Source organism: Flavivirga spongiicola (genome assembly GCF_030540825.1).
GTDB classification, from domain to species: Bacteria; Bacteroidota; Bacteroidia; order Flavobacteriales; family Flavobacteriaceae; genus Flavivirga; species Flavivirga spongiicola.
The window spans coordinates 3,399,123-3,421,670 of record NZ_JAUOEO010000001.1 but is presented as its reverse complement, the minus strand read 5'-3'; the positions used below and the strand labels follow the sequence as shown (position 1 = coordinate 3,421,670).

Below are 22,548 nucleotides of genomic sequence, written 5' to 3'. Positions count from 1 at the left end.
TTATGGCTAAGGCAACAAAAAAACAAGCTTTAGGTAGAGGTTTATCTGCATTATTAAAAGACCCTGATAACGATATTCAGTCGGTTCAAGATAAAAACGCCGATAAAGTTATTGGAAATATAGTAGAATTAGATATTGATTTTATTGAGGTTAACCCTTTTCAACCACGTACTAATTTTAGTGAAGAATCATTACGCGAATTAGCATCATCTATCAAAGAATTAGGGATCATTCAACCTATCACTGTTAGAAAATTAGGATTTAACAGCTATCAATTAGTTTCTGGAGAGCGTCGTTATAGAGCTTCAAAATTAAATGGTTTAGAAACTATTCCGGCGTATATTAGAATTGCTAACGATCAGGAATCGCTAGAAATGGCATTGGTTGAAAATATTCAGCGTCAAGATTTAGATCCGATTGAAATTGCCTTATCATATCAACGTTTAATTGATGAAATCAATTTAACACAAGAACAAATGAGCGAGCGTGTTGGAAAAAAACGCTCTACTATTGCAAATTACTTGCGCCTATTAAAACTAGATCCAATCATTCAGACTGGGATGCGTGATGGTTTTATTTCAATGGGTCATGGACGTGCCATGATTAATATTGAAGACACAACCATTCAACTTGATATTTACGAAAAAATAATATCTAATAAGCTTTCTGTTAGAGAAACTGAAAATTTGGTTCGTGACTTTAATGACACCAAAGTAGTAAAAGTCGCATCTAAAAAAGAGAAAGATGAAGACGCTCCAAAATATATTAAAAAAGGTATTACTACATTTTCTGAATACTTTGGACATAAAATTGACGTTAAAGTCTCTAAAAACGGAAAAGGAAAAATCACAATTCCGTTTCATTCAGAAGAAGACTTTAATCGTATTAAAAAACTAGTTGACGGTGCCAAATAAATTTCTAATAGCAAGTGTCTTTGCCTTTTTATTTTGTTTTTCAACCATAGCACAAGAAAAAGAAAGGAAAAGAAAAAAACTCCCAAAAGAAATCGTTATAGATTCTATCATAGAAATTAAAGAACCCATCAACCCCCTATCTCCAGCCAAAGCAGCATTTTATTCAGCGATATTACCAGGACTGGGGCAAGCCTACAATAAAAAATATTGGAAAATCCCAATAGTTTATGGTGCTATTGGTACAGGTATATATTTTTATGTGACAAATAATAAAGAATACAACAGGTATAGAGATGCTTACAAAAGAAGATTAGCTGGTTTTACAGATGATGAGTTTTATAAAGATTCTAATGGCAACCAATTAACAACACCCAGAGTCACTACGGAAAGTTTAGAAAGGGGTCAGAAGTTTTTTAGGAAAAACAAAGAAATTTCACTTCTCGTAACCTTTGGACTTTATGCATTAAATATAATTGATGCCAATGTTGATGCCCACTTATTGCAGTATAATGTAGATGAAAATTTATCACTGGCACCACATTACAAATTCAACGAGTTGGATGCAACCAGCAATCTCGGATTAACTTTAAACTTTAAATTTTAAATGAATATAGCTTTACTTGGTTACGGAAAAATGGGAAAAACCATTGAACAAATTGCTATCAAGCGGGGACATAAGATTGTACTAACTGTTGACAAAGATGATAAAGATTATGACATTACGAAAGCAGACGTAGCCATAGATTTTAGTATTCCAACGGTAGCATTTAGTAACATATCTAAGTGTATAAACAATCAAGTACCTGTTATTTCTGGAACAACAGGTTGGTTAGACAATTACGATAATGCTGTCGCTTTATGTAAAGAGAAAAAAGGCGCATTTATTTATGCTTCTAATTATAGTTTAGGTGTTAACATATTTTTTGAACTTAATAAAACACTTGCTAAAATGATGAGTACGCTTAAACAATACAATGTTAGTATGGAAGAAATTCACCATACACAAAAGCTAGATGCTCCAAGTGGAACGGCCATTTCTTTAGCAAACGATATTATTTCGCAACATACTGGTTACAACAACTGGAAATTAGATGAAAGTGGCGAAACTATAATTCCAATAGTTGCTAAACGCATTGAAGATGTTCCCGGAACGCATACTATTAATTACGAAAGTGAAGTAGATACTATCTCTATAGAACATATAGCGCATACAAGGCAAGGATTTGCATTGGGTGCAGTCATTGCTGCCGAATGGATTGCAGGAAAAACAGGAGTCTTTACAATGAACGATGTGTTAAATATTGGTTAATACTTAATAAATCTGTAACAGCGTTACTAAGTTTAACTACTAACAAAAAATTAAAATTTTAAGATTATGACACTTACGCAATGGTTTATATTTATATTAATTATTCAAGTAATTCATGGTTTAGGAACCTGGAAGCTATACATAAAAGCTGGTAGACAAGCATGGGAAGCTTTTGTACCTGTTTATAATGGCATTATTTTAATAAAAATCTTAAGCCGACCTTGGTGGTGGATTATCTTATTATTTTTACCGATAGTAAACCTTATTATGTTTCCTGTTGTTTGGGTTGAAACCGCCAGAAGTTTTGATAAAAACATGCCTATAGATACCTTTCTAGCTATTGCTACACTTGGTTTCTACAATTATTATTTAAATTACGCGACAGATGTTAGTTATGTTGAGAATAGAAGCCTGCAACCAAAAACATCGGGAGGAGATTGGGTAAGCTCCATTTTGTTTGCAATCGTTGCTGCAACTATAGTTCATACATATTTTATACAACCTTTTACTATACCTTCATCATCATTAGAAAAATCTTTGCTAGTTGGTGATTTCCTTTTTGTAAGCAAATTTCATTATGGAGCCAGGATCCCTATGACAACTGTTGGAGCTCCTATGGTACATGATACTATTCCAAAATTGGGAACAAAATCATACCTCTTTAATGATCATTTTGAAGAAAGAAAAACCTCTTGGGTAAATAAATTACAATTACCTTATTTAAGACTTCCTGGTTTTGAAAAAATAGACAGAAATGAAATAGTCGTTTTTAATCAACCAGCAGATACATTGCTGAATATGAATGATTTTCATCCAGATCGAAACTATTATAAACCTATTGACAAGAAAACCAATTTGGTAAAACGATGTGTTGCCATTGCCGGTGATTCATTAGAAGTTCGAAATGGCTATGTATATATAAACGGAAAACAAAATGTGTTACCAGATAGAGCACATTTGCAGTTTAGCTATCATGTACAACCTAAAACGAATCAATTTAACCCAAAATATCTCAAAGAACGTTATGATATAACGGATGGTTTTGGCATAGTAAACCAACAAAACACCTACTACTTTTCGGCCATTTCAGATGAAGCCTTAGCGAAGTTCAAAAACCACCCAAATGTTGCCAGTATAACTCCCGTTAAGAAGGAAAAGGGTGTAAGAGATCCAAGTATTTTTCCACATGATCCAAATTATAAATGGAACGTTGATTTCTTTGGTCCTCTATATATACCCGAAGAAGGAAAAACGATTGACATAAATTTAGAAGTTTTACCATTATACAAACGCGTCATTACCGAATACGAGGGTAATGAGTTACAAGTAAACGGAAATCAGATTTTAATTAACGGAGAAGTTGCTACCACATATACTTTCAAACAAAATTATTATTGGATGATGGGTGACAATCGTCATAACTCTATTGATGCTCGCGCCTGGGGCTTTGTACCTTTTGACCATGTTGTCGGTAAGCCAGTATTCATTTGGATGAGTTGGGATGGTATAAAAAACCCACGCTGGGAACGTTTCTTTACAACTGTAAGTGGAAGTGGTAAGGCAACCTCTTATTTTATTCCATTTCTTATTTTATTATTTGGATGGATTGGGCTTAATAAATGGCGAGCACGTAAGAAAAATGGTTAATTTGTTTTTTGTCATTCCTGCGAAGGCAGGAATCCACTAATAAAATAAAGTTTCAATTTATAAGATTCCTGCCTTCGCAGGAATGACATAGCAATGAACATTATCATACATCCAACATACTTCCCCAACATAGCTTATTTTGTTGCTATGGCAAAAGCTGAGGAGGTTATCTTTGAAGTTGATGACAATTTCCTAAAGCAAACCTACAGAAACCGTACCTATATATATGGAGCTAATGGTAAACTTGCTTTAAATATCCCGGTAATTCATTCGCAAAAGAACCGTCAAAAATATCGTGATGTAAAAATTTTTAATGAAGAAAAATGGCAAAATCTACATTGGAAGTCGCTACTTTCTGCATATAGAACATCACCTTTTTTTGAATATTACGAAGATGAACTTCAACCTTTATTTAACACAAAGGTAGACTATATTTTAGACTATAACTTTAAATGTCTTGAAGCCATTTATAGTTGTTTACAATTAGAATTGAATACTTCAAAATCTGAAACTTATCAAAAAACGGTAGAAGACAAAACGGACTTCAGGCATTTAGTAAATGCAAAAAAAGAGCCCTTTCAGCATTTTGACACCTACACTCAGGTGTTTAGTAACAAACATGGTTTTATATCTAACTTAAGTATTTTAGATCTGCTCTTTAATGAAGGCCCTAATGCGCTAAATTATTTAGAGTCTCAAACCATAATAACACAGTAATGCTACAAACTATTGTTCATTATGGGTGCCATTTTTTAATGCCCTTGTTAGTTGCTTTAATTTGGTACAAACCCCATTGGAAACTAGCTTTTATAATTATGCTTTCCGGTATGTGGATAGATTTAGATCATCTACTCGCAAACCCAATCTTTGACCCTAACAGGTGTAGTATTAATTTTCATCCACTTCATTCCTATTACGCCATAGCATTGTACCTTATCCTTCTATTTCCAAAAAAAACACGTTTAATTGGCTTAGGGCTGGTAATTCATATTATGGCTGATGTAGCGGATTGTTCGTTTATGTAATACCAAATAAACTTTCAAATAACGTTAATAATTTTGTGGCAATCGCATACTGTAGACTAAATACCTTTTTCTCGCAAAGGCTCAAAGACGCCAAGCTTTTGAAACAGTTAAATAATAGATAGCTCCTGACTTCCTTAAACTGACTGCATACTGAGACTGAACACTGCAACTGAATACTGAACACTAAATACTAAGGAGTCAAACCCAAAGTTGTCATAATGGGGTAATGGTCAGAATAGTGCTCATTATAAGCTTTAAAATCGTTTATAGCAAATGCTTCATCGGCAAAAATAAAATCAATTTGCACAGGAAAAAATTTAAAATCGTAAGTACGTCCAAATCCGTTTCCAGCTTCTTTAAACGTATCATTTAAATCACCTTTAATTTTTCTATATACATACGAGAATGCGGTATTATTAAAATCACCGCAAATAATCATTTTATATGTACATTGTTTTTTATGCATTAAAAATAACTCCGTTTGAAACTGTTGCATCTTAAATGTCGCCCCAATACGCTTAAAAAGACGTTCAGAATCTTCTTTTTTAAGAGTTTCAACATTGGCACCTATATGTAACGATTCTAAATGGATATTATAAACCCTAATCGTATCACTCCCTTTTAAAATATCAGCAAAAATGGCATTATTACCTGTATCAGGAAATTCGATAGATCCAGAATTTACAATGGGATACTGTGAAAAAATAGCTTGTCCGTATTTTGTTTTCCCCCCTGAAAGCTTCTCATATTTATACTTAAAAAAAGAAAGATCGATATTTTTATGAGGGTGATATTCTTGAATACTTAAAATTTCCGGAGCCTCTGTCTTGATAAAATCGACAATTTTGTTTTCTATATTTTTTTCAGGAATCCAATCATAGAGATTAAACAATCTGACATTGTAATTCATAATCTTGATATTATTGGGGCTATCAATATTTTTTGAGGAAGAAAATTTATATAAAGAACCAAAAGAAATGTATCCAATAAAAAGCACAAATAATGATAATATTAACTGTTTTTTGAGCCTCACCAGCCAATATAAAAAGAACAATACGTTAATAACTATTAAAAACGAGACTCCTAGATTAAGTACCGATAATAAGGAAAATGTTTTTGGCGGCAAAAATGGTAAAGCAAATGAAAACAGTAGCAAAAGTGCCACAATGACATTTATGATATAGATAATTTTATTTATAAAACTTAATTTTTTCATATTATTGCTTGAAGAGCATCCATCGATAAACAGAATTCTATTTCGAATTTTCGATTAGTTTCATGTAAACATGTTACAGGCTCTAGTAGAAAATTTGAAATAGAATATCTGATGATTAATTTTGTTCTGGATTAAGCTGATCCATGCCCCCAAAATATTTAAAACCTCCAAACCAGAAGTTTTTAATAATAGCTGAGAAGATAAATTATAAATTTCAATTTGTAAGAATTTTTCGATTAACGAGTGAATTTCTTCTCCCAAATACGCGATTATTCATTACTATCTTCTCTCATCCCTTTTGATAATACCATTTCTCATGTGATATTACCGTAATAAAACGCCCTTTTCTCCTCTCTACTTCAGCATAAAAAGGAGCCGTAACTATAGCTATGGCTTATTTTCATGTTTCGTATAAAGCAAAAAATCATCATTTTATTTTACGATAATATCAAACAAGAACTGGTATAAAACTATTTTCCCGCTCTAAATAAAAATTCTTTTTCCTCAGCAGTTAAGCTATCATAGCCACTTTTACTAATCTTATCTAGAATAATGTCTATTTTCTTTTGATTATTAAACTCTTTAAAATCTGATTTAGTGTATCCTCCAACTTTCGATTTGTTCTTGTGTACTGTTTTTAACGGCCCTTTTTTTGTTGCTTTAAACATGTTAAAAACAGCATCCATAATACTTTCAAAACCTCTGCCTATATCTTGCCCTTTTAATAATTGTTTTGCATAAAAATAGCCTAATAGCACACCTCCAAGATGCGCTAAATAACCACCGGAATTACCACCTGTTGGGTTATTAATTCCAGAAAACACGCCAATGATATCTATTATTACAATGGCAACACCCACATACCACAGTTTTAAATTAAATGTAAAAAAACGCAGCTCTTGATTTGGCATGTAAGCACAAAGAAAAATTAATAAAGCCCTCACAGCAGCCGAAGCTCCTAACAATCTTGAGTTTGATTGAAATACATTAGGAAACGCTGTGTAACATAACATATATAATAAACCTCCAGCCATAGCACCTAAAAAATAAATATTCAGTGCCATTTTAGGGCTAAATAAGTTTAAAAACATACGCCCTATAAAATACAGCCAAAGCATATTAAAAAATAGATGCCAAAAATCGTAATGCAAAAAAGCATAGGTTATAATGGCCCATGGCTTTATTATAAAATCAGAAAAATCACTTGGTAATTCAAACCAACCTAAGCTAGATTTTAAAAGTAAACCTAACACAAAAACAATGACATTAATGGCTATAATTTTTTCTAGCACATTAAGTCTGGACAATTTATCTTTTATGTCTTGAGAGAGCGAAGTCATTAATTCCAACGGTTTCTATTAAACTGTGTTTTTTTCCAATACCACATAATTAAAAAACCAATTAATGCGCCTCCAACATGCGCCATGTAAGCAGTATTACTAGGGCTAAAAAAGGATTGTCCTGTTAAACCAGAAATTAAATCTAAAATAATAATTCCTGGAATAAAATACTTTGCTTTAATAGGAATTGGTAAAAATATCAGCATGAGTTCAGCATTGGGGTTCATCATACCAAATGCTGCTAGAATCCCCATAATACAACCTGACGCCCCTACCATTGTACTGTTATTAGTAATAACATTCATTTCATACAAGCTATTAAAAGAATTTTGATTTAATAAACTTTTATCTATATTATTCTCAACAAAAAGCGGAAGAAGCTTATCTTCAAATATTTTTTGACTAAAAAAACCTTTACCGTTAACATTATAATCAACAATATCAAAGTTAACTATGCTATTAATAATATCCGATGAGAATCCCAACTCGGAAATGCTATTCAATAAAGGATAAAAATCATAATAATAATACGCTATTTGTAATCCAACCGCTCCCAGTCCAGCAGAAATATAGATAAACAAAAACCGCTTGGAGCCTAAAACCTGTTCTACAGGTGTACCAAACATCCAAAGGGCAAACATATTAAATAAAATATGTGTTATGCCACCATGCATAAACATGTGTGTAATGATTTGCCAAGATTGAAAAGCATCACTTTTCGGGAAATGCATCGCAAACCAATCAAAAAACAAATCTTGACCAACTGCTAAGGTACCAATAAACATAATCACATTAATGATTAATAGGTGTTTAACAGTTTCTGAAATCCTCATCATAATCTATATAAATTTTTTATCTAACTCATCAACACTTAGCGTAATAAATGTTGACCTATTAGTAGGTGAAATATTTGGTTCTTTACAAGCAAACAGCTTATTTACCAAATGTTCTTGTTCATCTTTCTGTAATGATTGCCCTGTTTTAATAGCTAAACTTTTCGCCATCGATTTTGCCAATAAATCGGTAGCACTAAAATGACTATCTGGCACTTCATTTTCTACATCACTAATTAATTGCTCTAAAATAATAGATACTTCACTTTCAGGAACCGATACCGGAACACCTGTAATCTCAAGAGACTCATCATTAAAACTTGAAAAAACAAATCCAGTATTCTCTAAATCATCTTTCAACTGCTTTACAATAGTAATTTCTTGTGTTGAAAAATGTAACTGAAGCGGAAATAACAATTGCTGGCTTACCGCTTCTTTTATCGTCATATTTTTAAGAAGCTCTTCATATAAAATACGTTGATGTGCTCGATGTTGATCTATAACCAACATACCCGATTTGATAGTACTGACAATATATTTATTATGGAGCTGATACGTTGTATTTACATTTTCCATTTGTTTTTCATCATCAAAAATGGAAGGTGTAGATTCCTCGCTTTCAAAATGCACTTCACTAAAATCTTGCTGTGTTTTAGTTCCTTTAGATTCTAATCCAACATATAAACTTTCCCAATTTGCAACAGGTTCTTTTTTATAAGATGTCATTCTGGCTTTTGTTTCCTCTTGGAATGGATTAAAACTTTTATCTACTTCTACTTTAGGAACACTTGTATCATTATTTTTATAACTATATGGTGTATCAAGACTTGGGTCTCGCTCAAAATCTAAAACAGGCGCAATATTAAATTGGCCTAAACTATGTTTTACTGCAGAACGTAACAAAGCGTACAGCGTATGCTCGTCATCAAACTTAATTTCTGTTTTTGTTGGATGTATATTAATATCGATAGTTTGCGGATCTACCGTTAAATTTAAAAAATAGCTTGGATGCGTACCACTTTTCAATAAACCATCAAATGCAGAGGCTATAGCATGATTTAAATAGGCACTTTTAATAAAGCGATTGTTTACAAAAAAATACTGCTCGCCTCTCGTTTTCTTAGCAAATTCCGGCTTACCAACAAATCCCGAAATTTCAAGAACCTCTGTATTTTCTTCAACAGGCACCAGTTTTTCATTGGTTTTATTCCCGAAAACATTTACAATACGCTGCCTATATTTACTAATTGGTAAATTAAAAGATTCGCTTCCATTGTTATACAAAGCAAAACTAATATTAGGATGCGCTAATGCCACGCGATGAAATTCATCAATAACATGTCTCAATTCAACCGTATTTGACTTTAAAAAATTGCGTCGCGCAGGAATATTAAAAAAAAGGTTTTTTACAGAAATTGATGTGCCTTTAGGTGTGACTACCACTTCTTGGGATACCACATTACTACCCTCAATTACAATAGTAGTACCAACATCTTCTTGTTCTTGCTTCGTTTTCAATTCAACATGCGCAATGGCCGCTATGCTTGCTAAAGCTTCTCCACGGAATCCTTTTGTATCCAATTGAAATAAATCATCGGCAGTGCGAATTTTAGAAGTGGCATGACGCTCAAAGCTTAAACGAGCATCGGTAGCACTCATCCCCTTTCCATCATCAATAACTTGAACTAATGTTTTTCCAGCGTCTTTTATAATAAGTTTAATGGTTGATGCTCCTGCATCAATCGCATTTTCAAGCAACTCCTTTACAACAGATGCTGGACGTTGTACAACTTCTCCTGCAGCTATTTGATTAGCTACATGATCTGGTAAAAGCTGGATAATGTCTGCCATGTATTACTTAGAAAAGAATATAGATAAATCGAAATCGATGATAAAAAGAAATATTAAAACAAGAATAGCAACAATTATTAAAACACGTTTGTTAACCTCTTTGTCTGGATTATTTTTTAAATCATCTAAAGCATTATTAAGTTTTGTTTTTAAACCTTTATTACTACCAACCGTTGTTCTGTGCTCGTCAAATTTATGCTTAATTTCAAAAGGGTTTCCTTCACCTTTATCATCAAAATAACGAGGTGTGTAGCTAAACTTTTTGTTTTTCCGTAGTTTTAAAATTCCCATAATTTCTAAGCTTTTAGGTTACATGTATTTCTTTTCTAACAAATACATACAAAGCAATAATAATACCAAAGCCAAAATTAAAGTTTTTACCGGTAAAGCTCCCTTAACTTTTATCTTATTCTCACTTTGTCGTCGCCATTTGGAAATAAAATCTCTAGTGTCAGATTTATTATCTGAATCCAAATCGGTTTGATTCTCCTTGAAAAATCTAGGTCGATATTGAAAGGTTCTATTTTTACGTTGTTTAAACAAAATCTATAATGCTCTTAATAATCAACTAATCTTAACCTTAATGGTTTAAGACAAGTTTATCAAAAATACTTAAAAATAGGGAGAAAACAGAAGTTGAGATGTCAAAAATTGTTAACAAAAACAAATCGATTTTAGAATAACGATTGACGATTAACGATTTTTGAATTTGCTTTATACTGAGAATTAATTACTGAATACTGTTTACTGAATACTGCGACCAAATACTGTTTACCGAACACTGCTTACTGTTTACTGCTTACTGAAAACTAGCTGTTCTTACGCAATTCAGCCATTTTAATAGCGGCAATAGCTGCTTCTGTACCTTTATTCCCATGTTTACCGCCAGAACGATCTATAGCTTGTTGCATATTGTTATCTGTTAGTACGCAAAATATCACAGGTGTTTCTCGTGTTACATTTAAGTCCTTTATACCTTGGGACACTGCTTCACAGACAAAATCGAAATGCTTTGTTTCGCCTTGAATGACACTACCAATAGCAATAACGGCATTTACCATTTGCTCCTGCATTTTTTTACAACCATAGATAAGTTCATAACTACCGGGCACATCCCATCTAATGATGCTATTTGGCAACACCCCATTTTCTATCAAAGTATTATAAGCACCTTCATAAAGCCCTTCGGTAACAGTCTCGTTCCACTCAGAAACAACAATCCCAAACCGAAATTTATTCGCGTTTGGGATTGTCGTTTTATCGTAATCGGATAAATTTTTATTTGCCGTAGCCATATTACTTGCTTGCCAATACTTGAGCTTTACCTATAAACACATCTACTTTAGACGCCTCTGTTGAATTTGGGTATTCTTCTTTAACTCTTTTAAAATTAGCCAATGCTTTATCCGCCTTTCCTAAATCTAAGGCAACAGTTCCCGCTTTAAATAAATACATGGGTGTCGTATATTCGTTATTGCGCATTTCAGCAGCTTGCTCATAATACCCTAAAGCTTCATTTGGCTGATTTAATTGTACAAAAGCATCACCAATATTTCCTTTTGCTATAGGTGCTAATATTTCGTCATCGCTTTTGAAATTTTCTAAATGCTCAACTGCTTTTTTATAATCTTTTAATCTTAAATATGCAGTTCCAGCGTAATAACTAGCTAAGTTAGCCGACGGTGTACCACTATACTCTTCAATAACGTCTAGCATACCAAACTTTCCTTCTCCGCCATTTAAAGCCAAATTGTACAATGAGTCTTTTTCAACACCAGTAACTGCTTGATCAAAATATTTTTGTGCTTGAAACATATCGTTCATAGCAGACATTTGCTTAGGTTTTGCTATAAACTCCTTGTATGCTAAAGAGCCTAAAACAATTAATGCAACAAGTCCTATGATTACAAAAATATATTTCTGGTTCTTTTCAACAAACGCTTCTGTTTTTGAAGCAGTCTCATCGAGTGTATTAAAAACTTCTGCTGTAGTAGAGTCTGTTTCGATGTTTTGTTCTTTCTCTACTTTATTTTTTGGTTTGTATCCTCTTTTATTATAAGTCGCCATGTATTCTATCTATATTAATGCGCCGCAAAAATATAATTTTTCTTCATAACTAAAAGGGTATTTATTTGATATTTTTCAATAATTTGCACTTCTTTTTAAAGAGTTTAGCAACAAATACCAATTGAATTTCAAAATAACACATAAATAATTTGAATTATTTTTTGCTTAAATAAGTCAAAAACCTTAAGCATAGCTGAAGTTATGGTTCTGTTTTTGAAGAAATTTAAGTAAAAAAGAAATGAATTATATTCGTCATTTTGAAGTTTAATTGGTATAATATAGCCTTTAAGTCGCTTATTATATGATTTTAAAATCCCTTTCGTTACTTAATTATAAAAACTTTGATAGTAAATCATTTGCCTTCAATGATAAAATAAATTGCATTGTTGGTAATAACGGTATTGGAAAAACCAATGTACTCGATGCTATTTATCATTTATCCTTCGGAAAAAGTTACTTTAACCCCGTGGCAACACAAAATATTAAGCATGACGAAGATTTTTTTGTGATTAATGGTGATTATGAAAAGGATAATAAAACTGAAAAAATAATTATTAGCTTAAAACGAGGTAAAAAAAAAGTTATTAAACGCAATGCTAAAGCTTATGAAAAGTTTAGCGAACATATTGGTTTTTTACCTTTAGTGATTATTTCGCCAGCCGATAGAGATTTGATTATTGAAGGTAGCGATACCAGACGAAAATTTATAGACAGTGTCATTTCACAAAGCGATAAAACCTATTTAAACCATTTAATAAACTATAATAAGATACTGGCTCAACGTAATGCGTTACTAAAATATTTTGCTTTAAACCACACCTTTAATAATGATACTTTAGAAGTTTACAACAATCAATTAACAGACTTTGGAACTCGTATTTTCGAAAAACGAGATACTTTTTTAAAGGAATTTATTCCCATCTTTAAGTCGCGTTACGAAGCTATTAGTAATGGTAGTGAAATAGTTGACTTAAAATATCACAGCGATTTATTTGAAGCTGATTTAAACACACTGTTAAAAAATATCATCAATAAAGACAAAGCGTTACAATACACGAGCGTTGGTATTCATAAAGATGATTTACATTTTAATATTGAAGGGCATCCTATTAAAAAATTCGGGAGTCAAGGTCAACAAAAATCGTTTTTAATTGCACTAAAACTAGCTCAATTCGATTTTATAAAAGCGCAAAGTGGTGTCAATCCGATTTTATTACTAGATGATATTTTTGATAAGTTGGACGAACATCGTGTCGCTCAAATTATTAAATTAGTAGATGATGAAAATTTTGGACAGCTATTTATAAGCGACACTCATGCAGAACGTACAGAAGCAGCTGTAAAGCAGGTGCATCAATCTTATGAAATTTTTAGGCTTTAAATTTCAAGCAGCTTAATATATAACAAGATCTAATGGCAAAACGTAACAACGAACATATTAGCATTCAAGATGCTTTAAAAGAATTTGTAGAAACCAATAAATTAGAAAAAGGTTTAAATAAAGTTAATGTAGCTGATGCATGGGCAAACCTTATGGGTAATGGTGTAAATAATTACACGGCATCGGTAAACTTAGAACGGGACACACTTTATATACAGCTGACCTCTAGTGTTCTTAGGGAAGAATTAAGTTATGGTAAACAAAAAATAATTAACATGCTTAACGAGGAATTAGGGAAAGAAATCATTAAAAAACTGGTACTCCGATAATTATAAAAACAAACTTTATACAAAATTTTTGTATTAAACCAAAAAGCTATTATTATTTATATTATATTTGTGACCTAATTTTTTATAAAACATAACATGAGTAAAGGTACCGTAAAATTTTTCAATGATTCTAAAGGTTTTGGATTCATCGTAGAAGACGACAACAACAAAGAACATTTTGTACACATTTCAGGACTTATCGATGAAATTCGTGAAGGTGACGCAGTAGAATTCGATCTACAAGAAGGTAGAAAAGGATTAAACGCCGTAAACGTAAAAGTAATCTAATAAATATACTTTAACAATTACAATTAAAGGTCTATCAATCAATTTGATAGACTTTTTTTGTTTTTAGTGATTAATAAATTATTTGGCACTATCTTTACAAAAACAAATTAACTTAATAGTATAAACAATGAGTAAAGGTACCGTAAAATTTTTCAATGATTCTAAAGGTTTTGGATTTATCGTTGAAGACGACAACAACAAAGAACATTTCGTACACATTTCAGGACTTATCGATGAAATTCGTGAAGGTGATGCTGTAGAATTCGATCTACAAGAAGGCAAAAAAGGATTAAACGCCGTAAACGTAAAAGTAATCTAACAATATACTTTTAACAATTTACAATTAAAAGTCTATCATTTATTCGATAGGCTTTTTTTTATGGAATGCCCCGTCCTGAAATAAGTTGACACAAAATCGACTTATTTCAAGACGGGGCATCTTAAATAAAAAAGCCCGCAACGATGTTGCGAGCTTTCTGTTTGTTTATAATTTTTAACGACTTAAAACATCTCTCTACCAGAAAAATGAAAAGCTCCCTCTATAGCCGCATTATCATCACTATCACTTCCATGTACTGCATTTTCACCAATAGAAGCTGCATAAAGTTTACGAATAGTTCCTTCGGCAGCATCAGCAGGGTTAGTTGCCCCTATTAAAGTTCTAAAGTCTTCAACAGCATTGTCTTTTTCTAAAATAGCTGCAACAATAGGACCGCGAGTCATATATTCGACTAATTCCCCAAAAAATGGACGTTCATTATGTATAGCATAAAATGCTTCAGCGTCAGCTTTTGTCATTTGTGTTAATTTCATTGCTACGATTCTAAATCCTGAAGCTGAAATTTTTTCTAATATTGCGCCAATGTGTCCCTTTTCAACAGCATCTGGCTTAAGCATTGTAAATGTTCTATTTGTTGCCATTTTATTGTTTTAATTTTGCAGCAAAAGTAATGTATTTCTAATTAAAAACAACCATTAAATCATAAACTAGTATAACGCATTAAAAAACCTATTCTTATCTTAAAATTATTGCAAAATATATCGCTTTACTTTTTTTAAGTTTAATTTCTCACTTCCGTGAGGACAAGCCTCTCAGATACCATACTGAAACTTATAAAAAGCCAATATTTTATTATAGTTTTAAGCTTTACAACATCCTTTTAAAGCATCATTCAGGTTAAAAAAAATTGTATCTTCGTCAACTATGAATAAACAAGATATTATAAGTATAAAACGGCTATTGTCTTCTAAAAAAAAGATTGTAATCGTACCCCATAAAAATCCAGATGGCGATGCCATTGGCTCTACACTTGGGCTTTATCATTATCTTATAAAAGGCAATCACCAGGTAAATGTTATAGTACCTAATGATTATCCTACTTTTCTGAAATGGATTCCAGGTAATGACATCATATTAAAACATGATTCTCAGACTAAAAAATGTGATGCATTAATTGAAGCCGCAGATATTATATTTACCTTAGATTTTAATGCTTTTCATAGAACTGGTAATATGGAAACTGTATTAGCTAAAAGTAATGCCTTAAAAATTATGATTGATCATCATCAAGCACCTGATGATTACGCTACTTACATGTTTAGTGATGTTAGTATGAGTTCGACCTGCGAAATGGTATACCATTTTATTAATATGTTAGGCGATACAAATCTGATAGACACAAACATTTCAACCTGCTTATATGTTGGCATAATGACCGACACAGGTTCTTTTAGGTTTTTATCCACAACTAGTAAAACCCACCAAATAATAGCTCAACTTATTGAAAAAGGAGCTAATAATACGGAAATTCATAACAATGTTTACGACACTAATAGCTACGAACGTTTACAGCTTCTGGGATGTGCGTTAAGCAACTTAAAAGTTATTCCAGAATCAAGAACAGCTTATATTACACTTACACAAGAAGAATTATATAAACATGATTATAAAAAAGGCGATACAGAAGGTGTTGTGAATTATGCTTTGTCATTAAACAATACGATACTAGCTGCTATTTTCATTGAAGATAAACAAGAAGGCATTATAAAGATCTCGTTACGCTCTAAAGGGAATTTTTCTGTCAACGAATTATCCAGAGCGCATTTTGGTGGTGGTGGTCATACCAACGCTGCTGGAGGAAAAAGCTATTTATCGCTAGAAGATACAGTTGCTAAATTTATTAGTATATTGCCTAGTTATAATAAAGCCCTAAATAATGAATAAATTACTAACATTGGCCATTGTTTTACTGGCATTAAACTGTAAAACCCCCGATGCTCGACGTCCCATATCGGTAAAAACTGGCTCTTTTATAGATGCCTCCGTAGAGCGCAATAAAAAACTGATTGCTCAAGAACAAGTTTCCATAGAAAAAATCATGCAAGCGCAAGACATAGACTATATAGCTTCAGAGAGTGGTTTCTGGTATTACTACAATAATAAAATAGAAATAGATACTTTAAAAACACCTCTCTTCGGAGATATTATAAACTATAATTACAATATAAAAGCATTAAATGGCAGCCTAATATATTCAAAAGAAGATATTAAAACGCAAAACTATGCTATGGATAAAGAAGAGTTATTTACCGGTTTACGTGAAGGTTTAAAACTAATGAAAACTGGCGAAACTGTTACCTTTCTTTTCCCTTCACAAAAAGCATATGGTTATTATGGCGATGAAAACAAAATAGGTAGCAACACACCAATAGTATGTGAAGTTACAGTAAATTCAATTACCCAAAATCAAACTAATTAATAATGAATTTTTTAAAAAACGCAGTCAAAATATTATTAACTACTTCTTTAATAACTTTAGCTTCATGTAAAGCTCAATATCCAGATCTTGAAGATGGATTATATGCAGAATTTATTACCTCAGAAGGTATTATGGTTGCTAAATTAGCACATAAAAAAGCACCTATAACTGTTGCTAATTTTGTCTCACTAGCAGAAGGTACTAATACTATGGTAGACAGTGCTTATATAGGAAAAAAATTCTATAACGGACTTATTTTTCATCGTGTTATCAATGAATTTATGATTCAAGGTGGTGACCCTACAGGTACAGGTGGAGGAAGTCCCGGTTATAAATTTACGGATGAATTTCATCCAGATCTAAAACATGATAAACCAGGTATTTTATCTATGGCAAACTCTGGACGCAATACAAACGGAAGTCAATTTTTTATTACAGAAATCCCAAAACCTCATTTAGATAATGGGTATAATATATTTGGTGAGCTCGTTATTGGAATAGATATCCAGGACAGTATTTCTAATGTAAAAACGGCATCTGGAGACAGACCTGTGGAAGACGTTGTCATTAAAGAATTAAATATTATTAGAAAAGGTAAAGATGCAAAATCCTTTGATGCTCCAAACACATTTAATAATCATTTTGCTGAAGCAGAACGTAAAGAAAAAGAAAAGCTAGCCAAAATAGAAGCAATTATAAAAGCTTCTAAAGAAAAATTTGAAAAACAACGAGCTAAAGCTATGACGTTGTCTTCTGGTTTACAATTTTTTGTTACCGAAAAAGGCACTGGAAAAAAATTACCAGAAAACGCTGAAGTGCTTACCCATTATGCTGTATATTTTGAAAGCGGAAAACTACTTCAAACCAGTAAATTAGAAATTGCTGAAGCTCTTGATGCCGTAAACGAAAAGCGTAAAGCCGCAGACCAATACCAACCTATTACTGCTGATATCAGTCCAGATGCCAAAATGATTTCAGGCTTTAAGGAAGGGTTACAACAATTAAATGTTGGAGATAAAGCAACCCTATTTATTCCGTATCATTTAGCTTATGGTGAAGCAGGAGGTAGAGGGATTCCTCCAAAATCTAACATCATTTTCGAAGTTGAAATTTTAGAAATTTTAAAGTAAAAAATAAAACATATGCAAGCATTAAAATTCGATTGGAACCCTGTAACTGGAATTGACATTTTCGGAAATTTCAAATTACACTTCTACAGTCTTATGTGGGTCATTGCCTTTATAATAGGCTGGTATATTATGAAACGTATTTTCACTAAAGAAAAAATATCTTTAGACTATCTGGATCCTTTATTTATTTACACCGTATTAGCAACTATGTTAGGTGCGCGTTTAGGGCATGTTTTGTTTTATCAATCAGAATTAATCTCACAAGACTTTTTTAGTATTTTTCTACCATTCAAATTTAAAGGTGGTTTTGAATTTACCGGTTTTCAAGGATTAGCGAGTCATGGTGCTGCTATTGGTATTATAATAGGCATGTATTTGTATCGTAAAAAATACAAATACAAATCATTATTATGGGTTTTAGACCGTGTTGTTATATCGGTTGCTTCAGGAGCCGTTTTTATCAGAATTGGAAATTTTATCAATTCTGAAATTATTGGAAAAGTTACAGAATCTAGTTTGGGGGTTCGTTTTATTCAAGATGAATACTACAAGAGTCAAATCACACAACTTACGGGTATTAAAGATGTTCAGGAAGCGTATAATGCTGTCACCGATAACCCCCAATTTGTAGAATTACTAGAAAAAGTCCCCTATAGACATCCTGCTCAGCTATACGAATCTTTCTGTTATATTTTTGTGTTTTTAATTTTATGGTATTTCTATTCAAAAACTAAAAAAAGAGATCAAACCGGTTTTCTATTTGGATTGTTTTTAGTCCTATTGTGGACTATTCGCTTCTTTGTCGAGTTTACCAAAGAGCCTCAAGGTGATGAATATATTAATTGGGCTAATTTAAATACAGGGCAATGGCTAAGTATTCCATTTATTCTAATTGGTTTATATTTTATGTTTGTTTATAAACCAAAAACAGTCGTTAAATAAGATGTTTTCTAAACGTTTCCTTTTATTAACTTTTATAATTTCGAATGGTTTTATTTTAAGCCTATCGTCTTGTAAAGAAAACAAAAAAGTCATAAAGCAAACCGAAGTCACTTTTAAAAAGGAAGGAGAGCTTACAATTTTCAAGTCCATTGACTCTACACAAGTAAACCTGGATATTGAAATAGCCGATACTGATTTTGATATTCAGACAGGATTAATGTACAGAAATTCTATGGATAAAAAACAGGGGATGTTATTTGTGTTTGATGATGTTAGAGAGCGTTTCTTTTACATGAAGAACACAAAAATACCTTTAGACTTAATTTATATAAACGAAAATAAAAGCATCGTAAGCTTTCAGAAAAATGCTAAACCATTTGATGAAAGCTCTTTGCCTTCAAATTTTCCCGCAAAATATGTGCTCGAAATTAATGCTGGTCTGGTAGATATCTGGTCCCTTTCTGTTGGTGATAGCATTAGTTACACTAAACACTAAGCAAATAAACTACAAGCTAAATAAACACTTAATGCAAACTTGACAAACTTGCCTTAAGTGTTTCTATTTTTGCTAAGGCATCTGCTTCTTTTTTCTTCTCACTAGCAACCACCTGTTCCGGCGCCCCTAAGACAAAACGCTCATTAGAGAGTTTCTTTTGTACCGATTTTAAGAAACCTTCTGTATAGCTTAATTCTTCTGTTAATTTTTTAATTTCTGCCTCAACATCAATACTACCTACCATAGGTATAAAATACTCATTAGATTTTACTCTAAAAGTTAAAGCACCATCAACAGCATCAGAAACATAATCGATGTTTTCTAAATTGCCTAATTTAGAAATAATACTATCGAATGTTTTATGGTTTTTTTCATTATTAATTATCGAAAGTCCAATAGCATCTTTAAAAGCTATATTTTTTTGTTTTCTAACGTTTCTAATCCCTGAAATAACTTCTGAAGCAAATTCAAACTCATTAATTAAAGCTTCATTAACTGGCTTAGATTCTGGCCATTTAGCAACAATCAAAGCTTCTTCCGGGGTTCTATCAGCTATATAATGCCAAATATCTTCCGTTAAAAATGGCATAAATGGGTGTACAATTTTTAAATTATCTTCAAAAATGGTAATGGTGCTTTTTAAAGTTTTAGCATCAATTGGTTGTAAATATCCAGGCTTGATCATTTCTAAGTACCATCCGCAAAAATCATCAAAAATAAGTTTGTAGATAGCCATTAATGCATCACTCAATCTATACTTGCTAAAATGGTCTTCAATCTCAATTAAAGCTTTCTGAAATTTAGATTCGTACCAATCTATAGCCATTTTACTTGACTCCGGTTGCTCTATATTTTCATCAACTTTCCATCCATCAACTAAACGATAAGCATTCCAAATTTTGTTTCCAAAACCTTTTCCTTGTTGACAAAGTGCCTCATCAAACATTAAATCGTTTCCTGCAGCAGAACTTAATAACAACCCAACACGAACGCCTCCAGCTCCATATTCTTCTATAAGCTTTAAAGCATCTGGCGAATTACCAAGTTGTTTAGACATTTTTCGTCTTTGCTTATCACGAACTAAGCCCGTTAAATATACATTATTAAACGGTTTCTCGTCTTTATACTCATATCCTGAGATTATCATACGAGCTACCCAAAAGAATAAAATATCCGGGCCCGTTACCAAATCGTTTGTTGGATAATAGTATTTAATATCCTTATTTTCAGGATTTCTTATTCCATCAAAAACACTTATTGGCCATAACCATGAGCTAAACCAAGTATCCAAAGCATCAGTGTCTTGAGTTAAATTGCTGATTGTTAGTTGCTGGTTTTTGGTTTTATCCTTAGCTAACTTTAAAGCGTCTTCTTTATTTTCTGCTACTACAAAATCTTCTTTTCCATCACCGTAGTAATAAGCTGGAATTTGTTGTCCCCAAAGTAATTGACGTGAAATATTCCAATCACGGATATTCTCCATCCAATGACGGTAGGTGTTTTCAAATTTCTTAGGAAATAAATTAATCTCAGAATCTTCGCCTAAAACCGCTTTTATAGCTGGTTTTGCTAAATCTTCCATTTTTAGAAACCACTGATCACTCAAACGTGGTTCAATAACAGCTTTGGTTCTTTCGGAAGTTCCTACTTTGTTAATATGAGTTTCAGTTTTTACTAAAACACCTGTTGCTTCTAATTCTTTAACGACTGCTTTTCTGGCTACAAAACGATCCTGACCTTCAAAATGTAATCCAAAGCTATTTAAAGAAGCATCTTCATTAAAAATATCTATAACCTCTAACTTATGCTTATCTCCTAAATTTTTATCATTTTCATCATGTGCTGGTGTTACTTTAAGGCAACCTGTACCGAACTCAACATCTACATAATCATCCTCAATAATAGGAATAACTCGGTTACATATGGGTACAATAGCCTTTTTTCCACGTAAGTGTAGAAATCTTTCATCATTTGGATTAATACAAATAGCTGTATCTCCAAAAATAGTTTCAGGACGCGTCGTAGCTATCGTTAAAGTATCTTCACTACCTTCAATTTTATATTGAAGATAATATAAATTCCCCTGACGTTCTTCATGAATAACTTCTTCATCAGATAAGGTTGTTTTTGCTTCAGGATCCCAGTTTACCATACGGTAACCACGATAAATCAAACCTTTATTAAACAAATCTACAAACACCTTGATGACCGCTTCACTCATGTCATCATCCATCGTAAATTTAGTCCGTTCCCAATCGCAAGAACACCCCAGTTTTTTAAGTTGCTCTAAAATAACACCCCCATATTCGTGAGTCCAATCCCAAGCATGTTTTAAAAACTCCTCACGAGACAAATCATTTTTATCAATACCTTGCTCTTTTAATTTGGCAACTACTTTCGCTTCAGTAGCAATAGATGCATGATCTGTACCAGGTACCCAACAGGCATTTTTACCTTGTAAACGCGCACGACGAATTAATACATCTTGAATCGTATTATTAAGCATATGCCCCATGTGTAAAACCCCTGTTACATTTGGTGGAGGTATCACAATAGTATATGGTTCTCTTTCATCTGGCTCTGAATGAAAATAATTGTGTTTCATCCAGTAATCATACCACTTACTTTCTACCTGACTTGCCTCATATTTTGAAGGTATTTGCATACTTTGGAATAGTTTTTGAACATTGATGTGCAAAAGTACTTATATTTCTTTTTCTGTGAAATGAGCATAGCTATTAATTTCATTAATAAATGAGATTTTAATATGCAAATGACACCTGTTTGGTTGGTTTGGTCTGACTACAGTAAAAATAAATATTAACAAATGAAAACTATAATATCAATCATAAAACAATGATTATTGGATATTTTAACAAAAATATAGACTTATTTCAGAAAAGTTGTACGTACTTTTAACTCAGTTGAATATGTTAACATACCTGCATTATATCTAATATTTTTGCAGATTGTATAAAAAGTAAGTATGTTTGACATGAAATTAAAAGTAATAAAATGAGC

At 32.3% G+C, this 22,548-nt stretch carries 25 protein-coding genes; 16 read left to right on the top strand and 9 right to left on the bottom strand.

Annotated elements, in window-relative coordinates:
• Positions 1–2 precede the first annotated feature (2 nt).
• The 6 genes from Q4Q47_RS13795 to Q4Q47_RS13770 all read left to right on the top strand — a co-directional run bounded on the left by Q4Q47_RS13795 (position 3) and on the right by Q4Q47_RS13770 (position 4,895).
• Positions 3–914 (top strand): ParB/RepB/Spo0J family partition protein, encoded by a 912-nt coding sequence (locus tag Q4Q47_RS13795; protein WP_303307232.1) that lies wholly within the window; start codon positions 3–5, stop codon positions 912–914.
• Positions 904–1,518 carry a DUF5683 domain-containing protein gene (locus Q4Q47_RS13790; protein ID WP_303307231.1) on the top strand — a complete coding sequence of 205 codons (615 nt, stop codon included), beginning with the start codon at positions 904–906 and terminating at the stop codon, positions 1,516–1,518. The genes Q4Q47_RS13795 and Q4Q47_RS13790 overlap by 11 nt, the downstream gene beginning before the upstream one ends.
• A complete protein-coding gene (gene dapB / locus Q4Q47_RS13785) occupies positions 1,519–2,223 on the top strand; it encodes a 4-hydroxy-tetrahydrodipicolinate reductase (RefSeq protein ID WP_303307230.1) in 705 nt (234 codons plus the stop codon). It begins immediately after the preceding gene.
• A gap of 66 nt (positions 2,224–2,289) precedes the next feature.
• On the top strand, positions 2,290–3,870 hold the full coding sequence (gene lepB / locus Q4Q47_RS23840) for a signal peptidase I (RefSeq protein WP_303307229.1): 1,581 nt from the start codon (positions 2,290–2,292) through the stop codon (positions 3,868–3,870).
• A 93-nt stretch (positions 3,871–3,963) separates the two neighbouring features.
• Positions 3,964–4,587 (top strand): WbqC family protein, encoded by a 624-nt coding sequence (locus Q4Q47_RS13775; RefSeq protein WP_303307228.1) that lies wholly within the window; start codon positions 3,964–3,966, stop codon positions 4,585–4,587.
• Positions 4,587–4,895, top strand: coding sequence for a DUF6122 family protein (locus Q4Q47_RS13770; protein WP_303307227.1), 309 nt, complete (start codon positions 4,587–4,589; stop codon positions 4,893–4,895). The genes Q4Q47_RS13775 and Q4Q47_RS13770 overlap by 1 nt, the downstream gene beginning before the upstream one ends.
• 190 nt (positions 4,896–5,085) lie before the next feature.
• On the opposite strand, the gene Q4Q47_RS13765 is transcribed toward Q4Q47_RS13770, so the two are convergent.
• Positions 5,086–5,805, bottom strand: coding sequence for an endonuclease/exonuclease/phosphatase family protein (locus Q4Q47_RS13765; protein ID WP_331497727.1), 720 nt, complete (start codon positions 5,803–5,805; stop codon positions 5,086–5,088).
• 13 nt (positions 5,806–5,818) lie between these two features.
• On the opposite strand from Q4Q47_RS13765, the gene Q4Q47_RS13760 reads away from it, so the two are divergent.
• Positions 5,819–6,079 (top strand): hypothetical protein, encoded by a 261-nt coding sequence (locus Q4Q47_RS13760; protein ID WP_303308502.1) that lies wholly within the window; start codon positions 5,819–5,821, stop codon positions 6,077–6,079.
• A 502-nt stretch (positions 6,080–6,581) separates the two neighbouring features.
• Here Q4Q47_RS13760 and Q4Q47_RS13755 read toward each other — a convergent pair.
• From Q4Q47_RS13755 to Q4Q47_RS13730, 6 genes are all read right to left on the bottom strand, one after another.
• Positions 6,582–7,451: a rhomboid family protein gene (locus tag Q4Q47_RS13755; RefSeq protein WP_303307226.1), complete on the bottom strand. Its 870-nt coding sequence runs from the start codon at positions 7,449–7,451 to the stop codon at positions 6,582–6,584.
• Entirely contained in the window at positions 7,451–8,287 is an 837-nt protein-coding gene (locus Q4Q47_RS13750) for a rhomboid family intramembrane serine protease (protein ID WP_303307225.1), read from the bottom strand. The genes Q4Q47_RS13755 and Q4Q47_RS13750 overlap by 1 nt, the downstream gene beginning before the upstream one ends.
• A gap of 3 nt (positions 8,288–8,290) precedes the next feature.
• Positions 8,291–10,135 (bottom strand): DNA mismatch repair endonuclease MutL, encoded by a 1,845-nt coding sequence (gene mutL / locus Q4Q47_RS13745; RefSeq protein WP_303307224.1) that lies wholly within the window; start codon positions 10,133–10,135, stop codon positions 8,291–8,293.
• Positions 10,136–10,138: 3 nt separating this feature from the next.
• On the bottom strand, positions 10,139–10,426 hold the full coding sequence (locus Q4Q47_RS13740; protein WP_303307223.1) for a riboflavin synthase subunit beta: 288 nt from the start codon (positions 10,424–10,426) through the stop codon (positions 10,139–10,141).
• Positions 10,427–10,944: 518 nt separating this feature from the next.
• Positions 10,945–11,430, bottom strand: a complete 486-nt coding sequence (gene ribH, locus Q4Q47_RS13735) for a 6,7-dimethyl-8-ribityllumazine synthase (protein ID WP_303307222.1) — start codon at positions 11,428–11,430, stop codon at positions 10,945–10,947.
• A gap of 1 nt (position 11,431) precedes the next feature.
• The gene (locus tag Q4Q47_RS13730) at positions 11,432–12,202 is read right to left on the bottom strand and encodes a tetratricopeptide repeat protein (RefSeq protein ID WP_303307221.1); all 771 of its coding nucleotides are present in this window, start codon (positions 12,200–12,202) and stop codon (positions 11,432–11,434) included.
• A gap of 301 nt (positions 12,203–12,503) precedes the next feature.
• Here Q4Q47_RS13730 and recF point away from each other — a divergent pair, with 301 nt between their 5' ends.
• The 4 genes from recF to Q4Q47_RS13710 all read left to right on the top strand — a co-directional run bounded on the left by recF (position 12,504) and on the right by Q4Q47_RS13710 (position 14,519).
• Positions 12,504–13,583, top strand: a complete 1,080-nt coding sequence (recF, locus tag Q4Q47_RS13725) for a DNA replication/repair protein RecF (RefSeq protein WP_303307220.1) — start codon at positions 12,504–12,506, stop codon at positions 13,581–13,583.
• A gap of 32 nt (positions 13,584–13,615) precedes the next feature.
• On the top strand, positions 13,616–13,912 hold the full coding sequence (locus Q4Q47_RS13720; RefSeq protein WP_303307219.1) for a DUF721 domain-containing protein: 297 nt from the start codon (positions 13,616–13,618) through the stop codon (positions 13,910–13,912).
• Positions 13,913–14,008: 96 nt separating this feature from the next.
• Positions 14,009–14,200, top strand: a complete 192-nt coding sequence (locus tag Q4Q47_RS13715) for a cold-shock protein (RefSeq protein WP_042242688.1) — start codon at positions 14,009–14,011, stop codon at positions 14,198–14,200.
• Positions 14,201–14,327: 127 nt separating this feature from the next.
• Positions 14,328–14,519 carry a cold-shock protein gene (locus Q4Q47_RS13710; RefSeq protein ID WP_303307218.1) on the top strand — a complete coding sequence of 64 codons (192 nt, stop codon included), beginning with the start codon at positions 14,328–14,330 and terminating at the stop codon, positions 14,517–14,519.
• Positions 14,520–14,701: 182 nt separating this feature from the next.
• Here Q4Q47_RS13710 and Q4Q47_RS13705 read toward each other — a convergent pair whose 3' ends face one another.
• Positions 14,702–15,121 carry a nucleoside-diphosphate kinase gene (locus tag Q4Q47_RS13705; protein WP_034044445.1) on the bottom strand — a complete coding sequence of 140 codons (420 nt, stop codon included), beginning with the start codon at positions 15,119–15,121 and terminating at the stop codon, positions 14,702–14,704.
• A 283-nt stretch (positions 15,122–15,404) separates the two neighbouring features.
• Here Q4Q47_RS13705 and Q4Q47_RS13700 point away from each other — a divergent pair, with 283 nt between their 5' ends.
• The 5 genes from Q4Q47_RS13700 to Q4Q47_RS13680 are packed head-to-tail and all read left to right on the top strand — an operon-like array spanning position 15,405 to position 19,527.
• Complete coding sequence (locus Q4Q47_RS13700) at positions 15,405–16,424, top strand: DHH family phosphoesterase (RefSeq protein ID WP_303307217.1); 1,020 nt, start codon at positions 15,405–15,407, stop codon at positions 16,422–16,424.
• Positions 16,417–16,959, top strand: a complete 543-nt coding sequence (gene gldI / locus Q4Q47_RS13695; RefSeq protein WP_303307216.1) for a gliding motility-associated peptidyl-prolyl isomerase GldI — start codon at positions 16,417–16,419, stop codon at positions 16,957–16,959. Before Q4Q47_RS13700 ends, gldI begins: the two co-directional genes overlap by 8 nt.
• A gap of 2 nt (positions 16,960–16,961) precedes the next feature.
• Positions 16,962–18,089, top strand: a complete 1,128-nt coding sequence (locus tag Q4Q47_RS13690) for a peptidylprolyl isomerase (protein ID WP_303307215.1) — start codon at positions 16,962–16,964, stop codon at positions 18,087–18,089.
• A gap of 12 nt (positions 18,090–18,101) precedes the next feature.
• Positions 18,102–19,031: a prolipoprotein diacylglyceryl transferase gene (lgt, locus tag Q4Q47_RS13685; protein ID WP_303307214.1), complete on the top strand. Its 930-nt coding sequence runs from the start codon at positions 18,102–18,104 to the stop codon at positions 19,029–19,031.
• Position 19,032: 1 nt separating this feature from the next.
• Complete coding sequence (locus tag Q4Q47_RS13680; protein WP_303307213.1) at positions 19,033–19,527, top strand: DUF192 domain-containing protein; 495 nt, start codon at positions 19,033–19,035, stop codon at positions 19,525–19,527.
• 28 nt (positions 19,528–19,555) lie between these two features.
• Here the strand turns inward: Q4Q47_RS13680 and Q4Q47_RS13675 are convergent, their stop codons facing one another.
• Complete coding sequence (locus Q4Q47_RS13675) at positions 19,556–22,192, bottom strand: valine--tRNA ligase (RefSeq protein WP_303307212.1); 2,637 nt, start codon at positions 22,190–22,192, stop codon at positions 19,556–19,558.
• Positions 22,193–22,548: the final 356 nt, after the last annotated feature.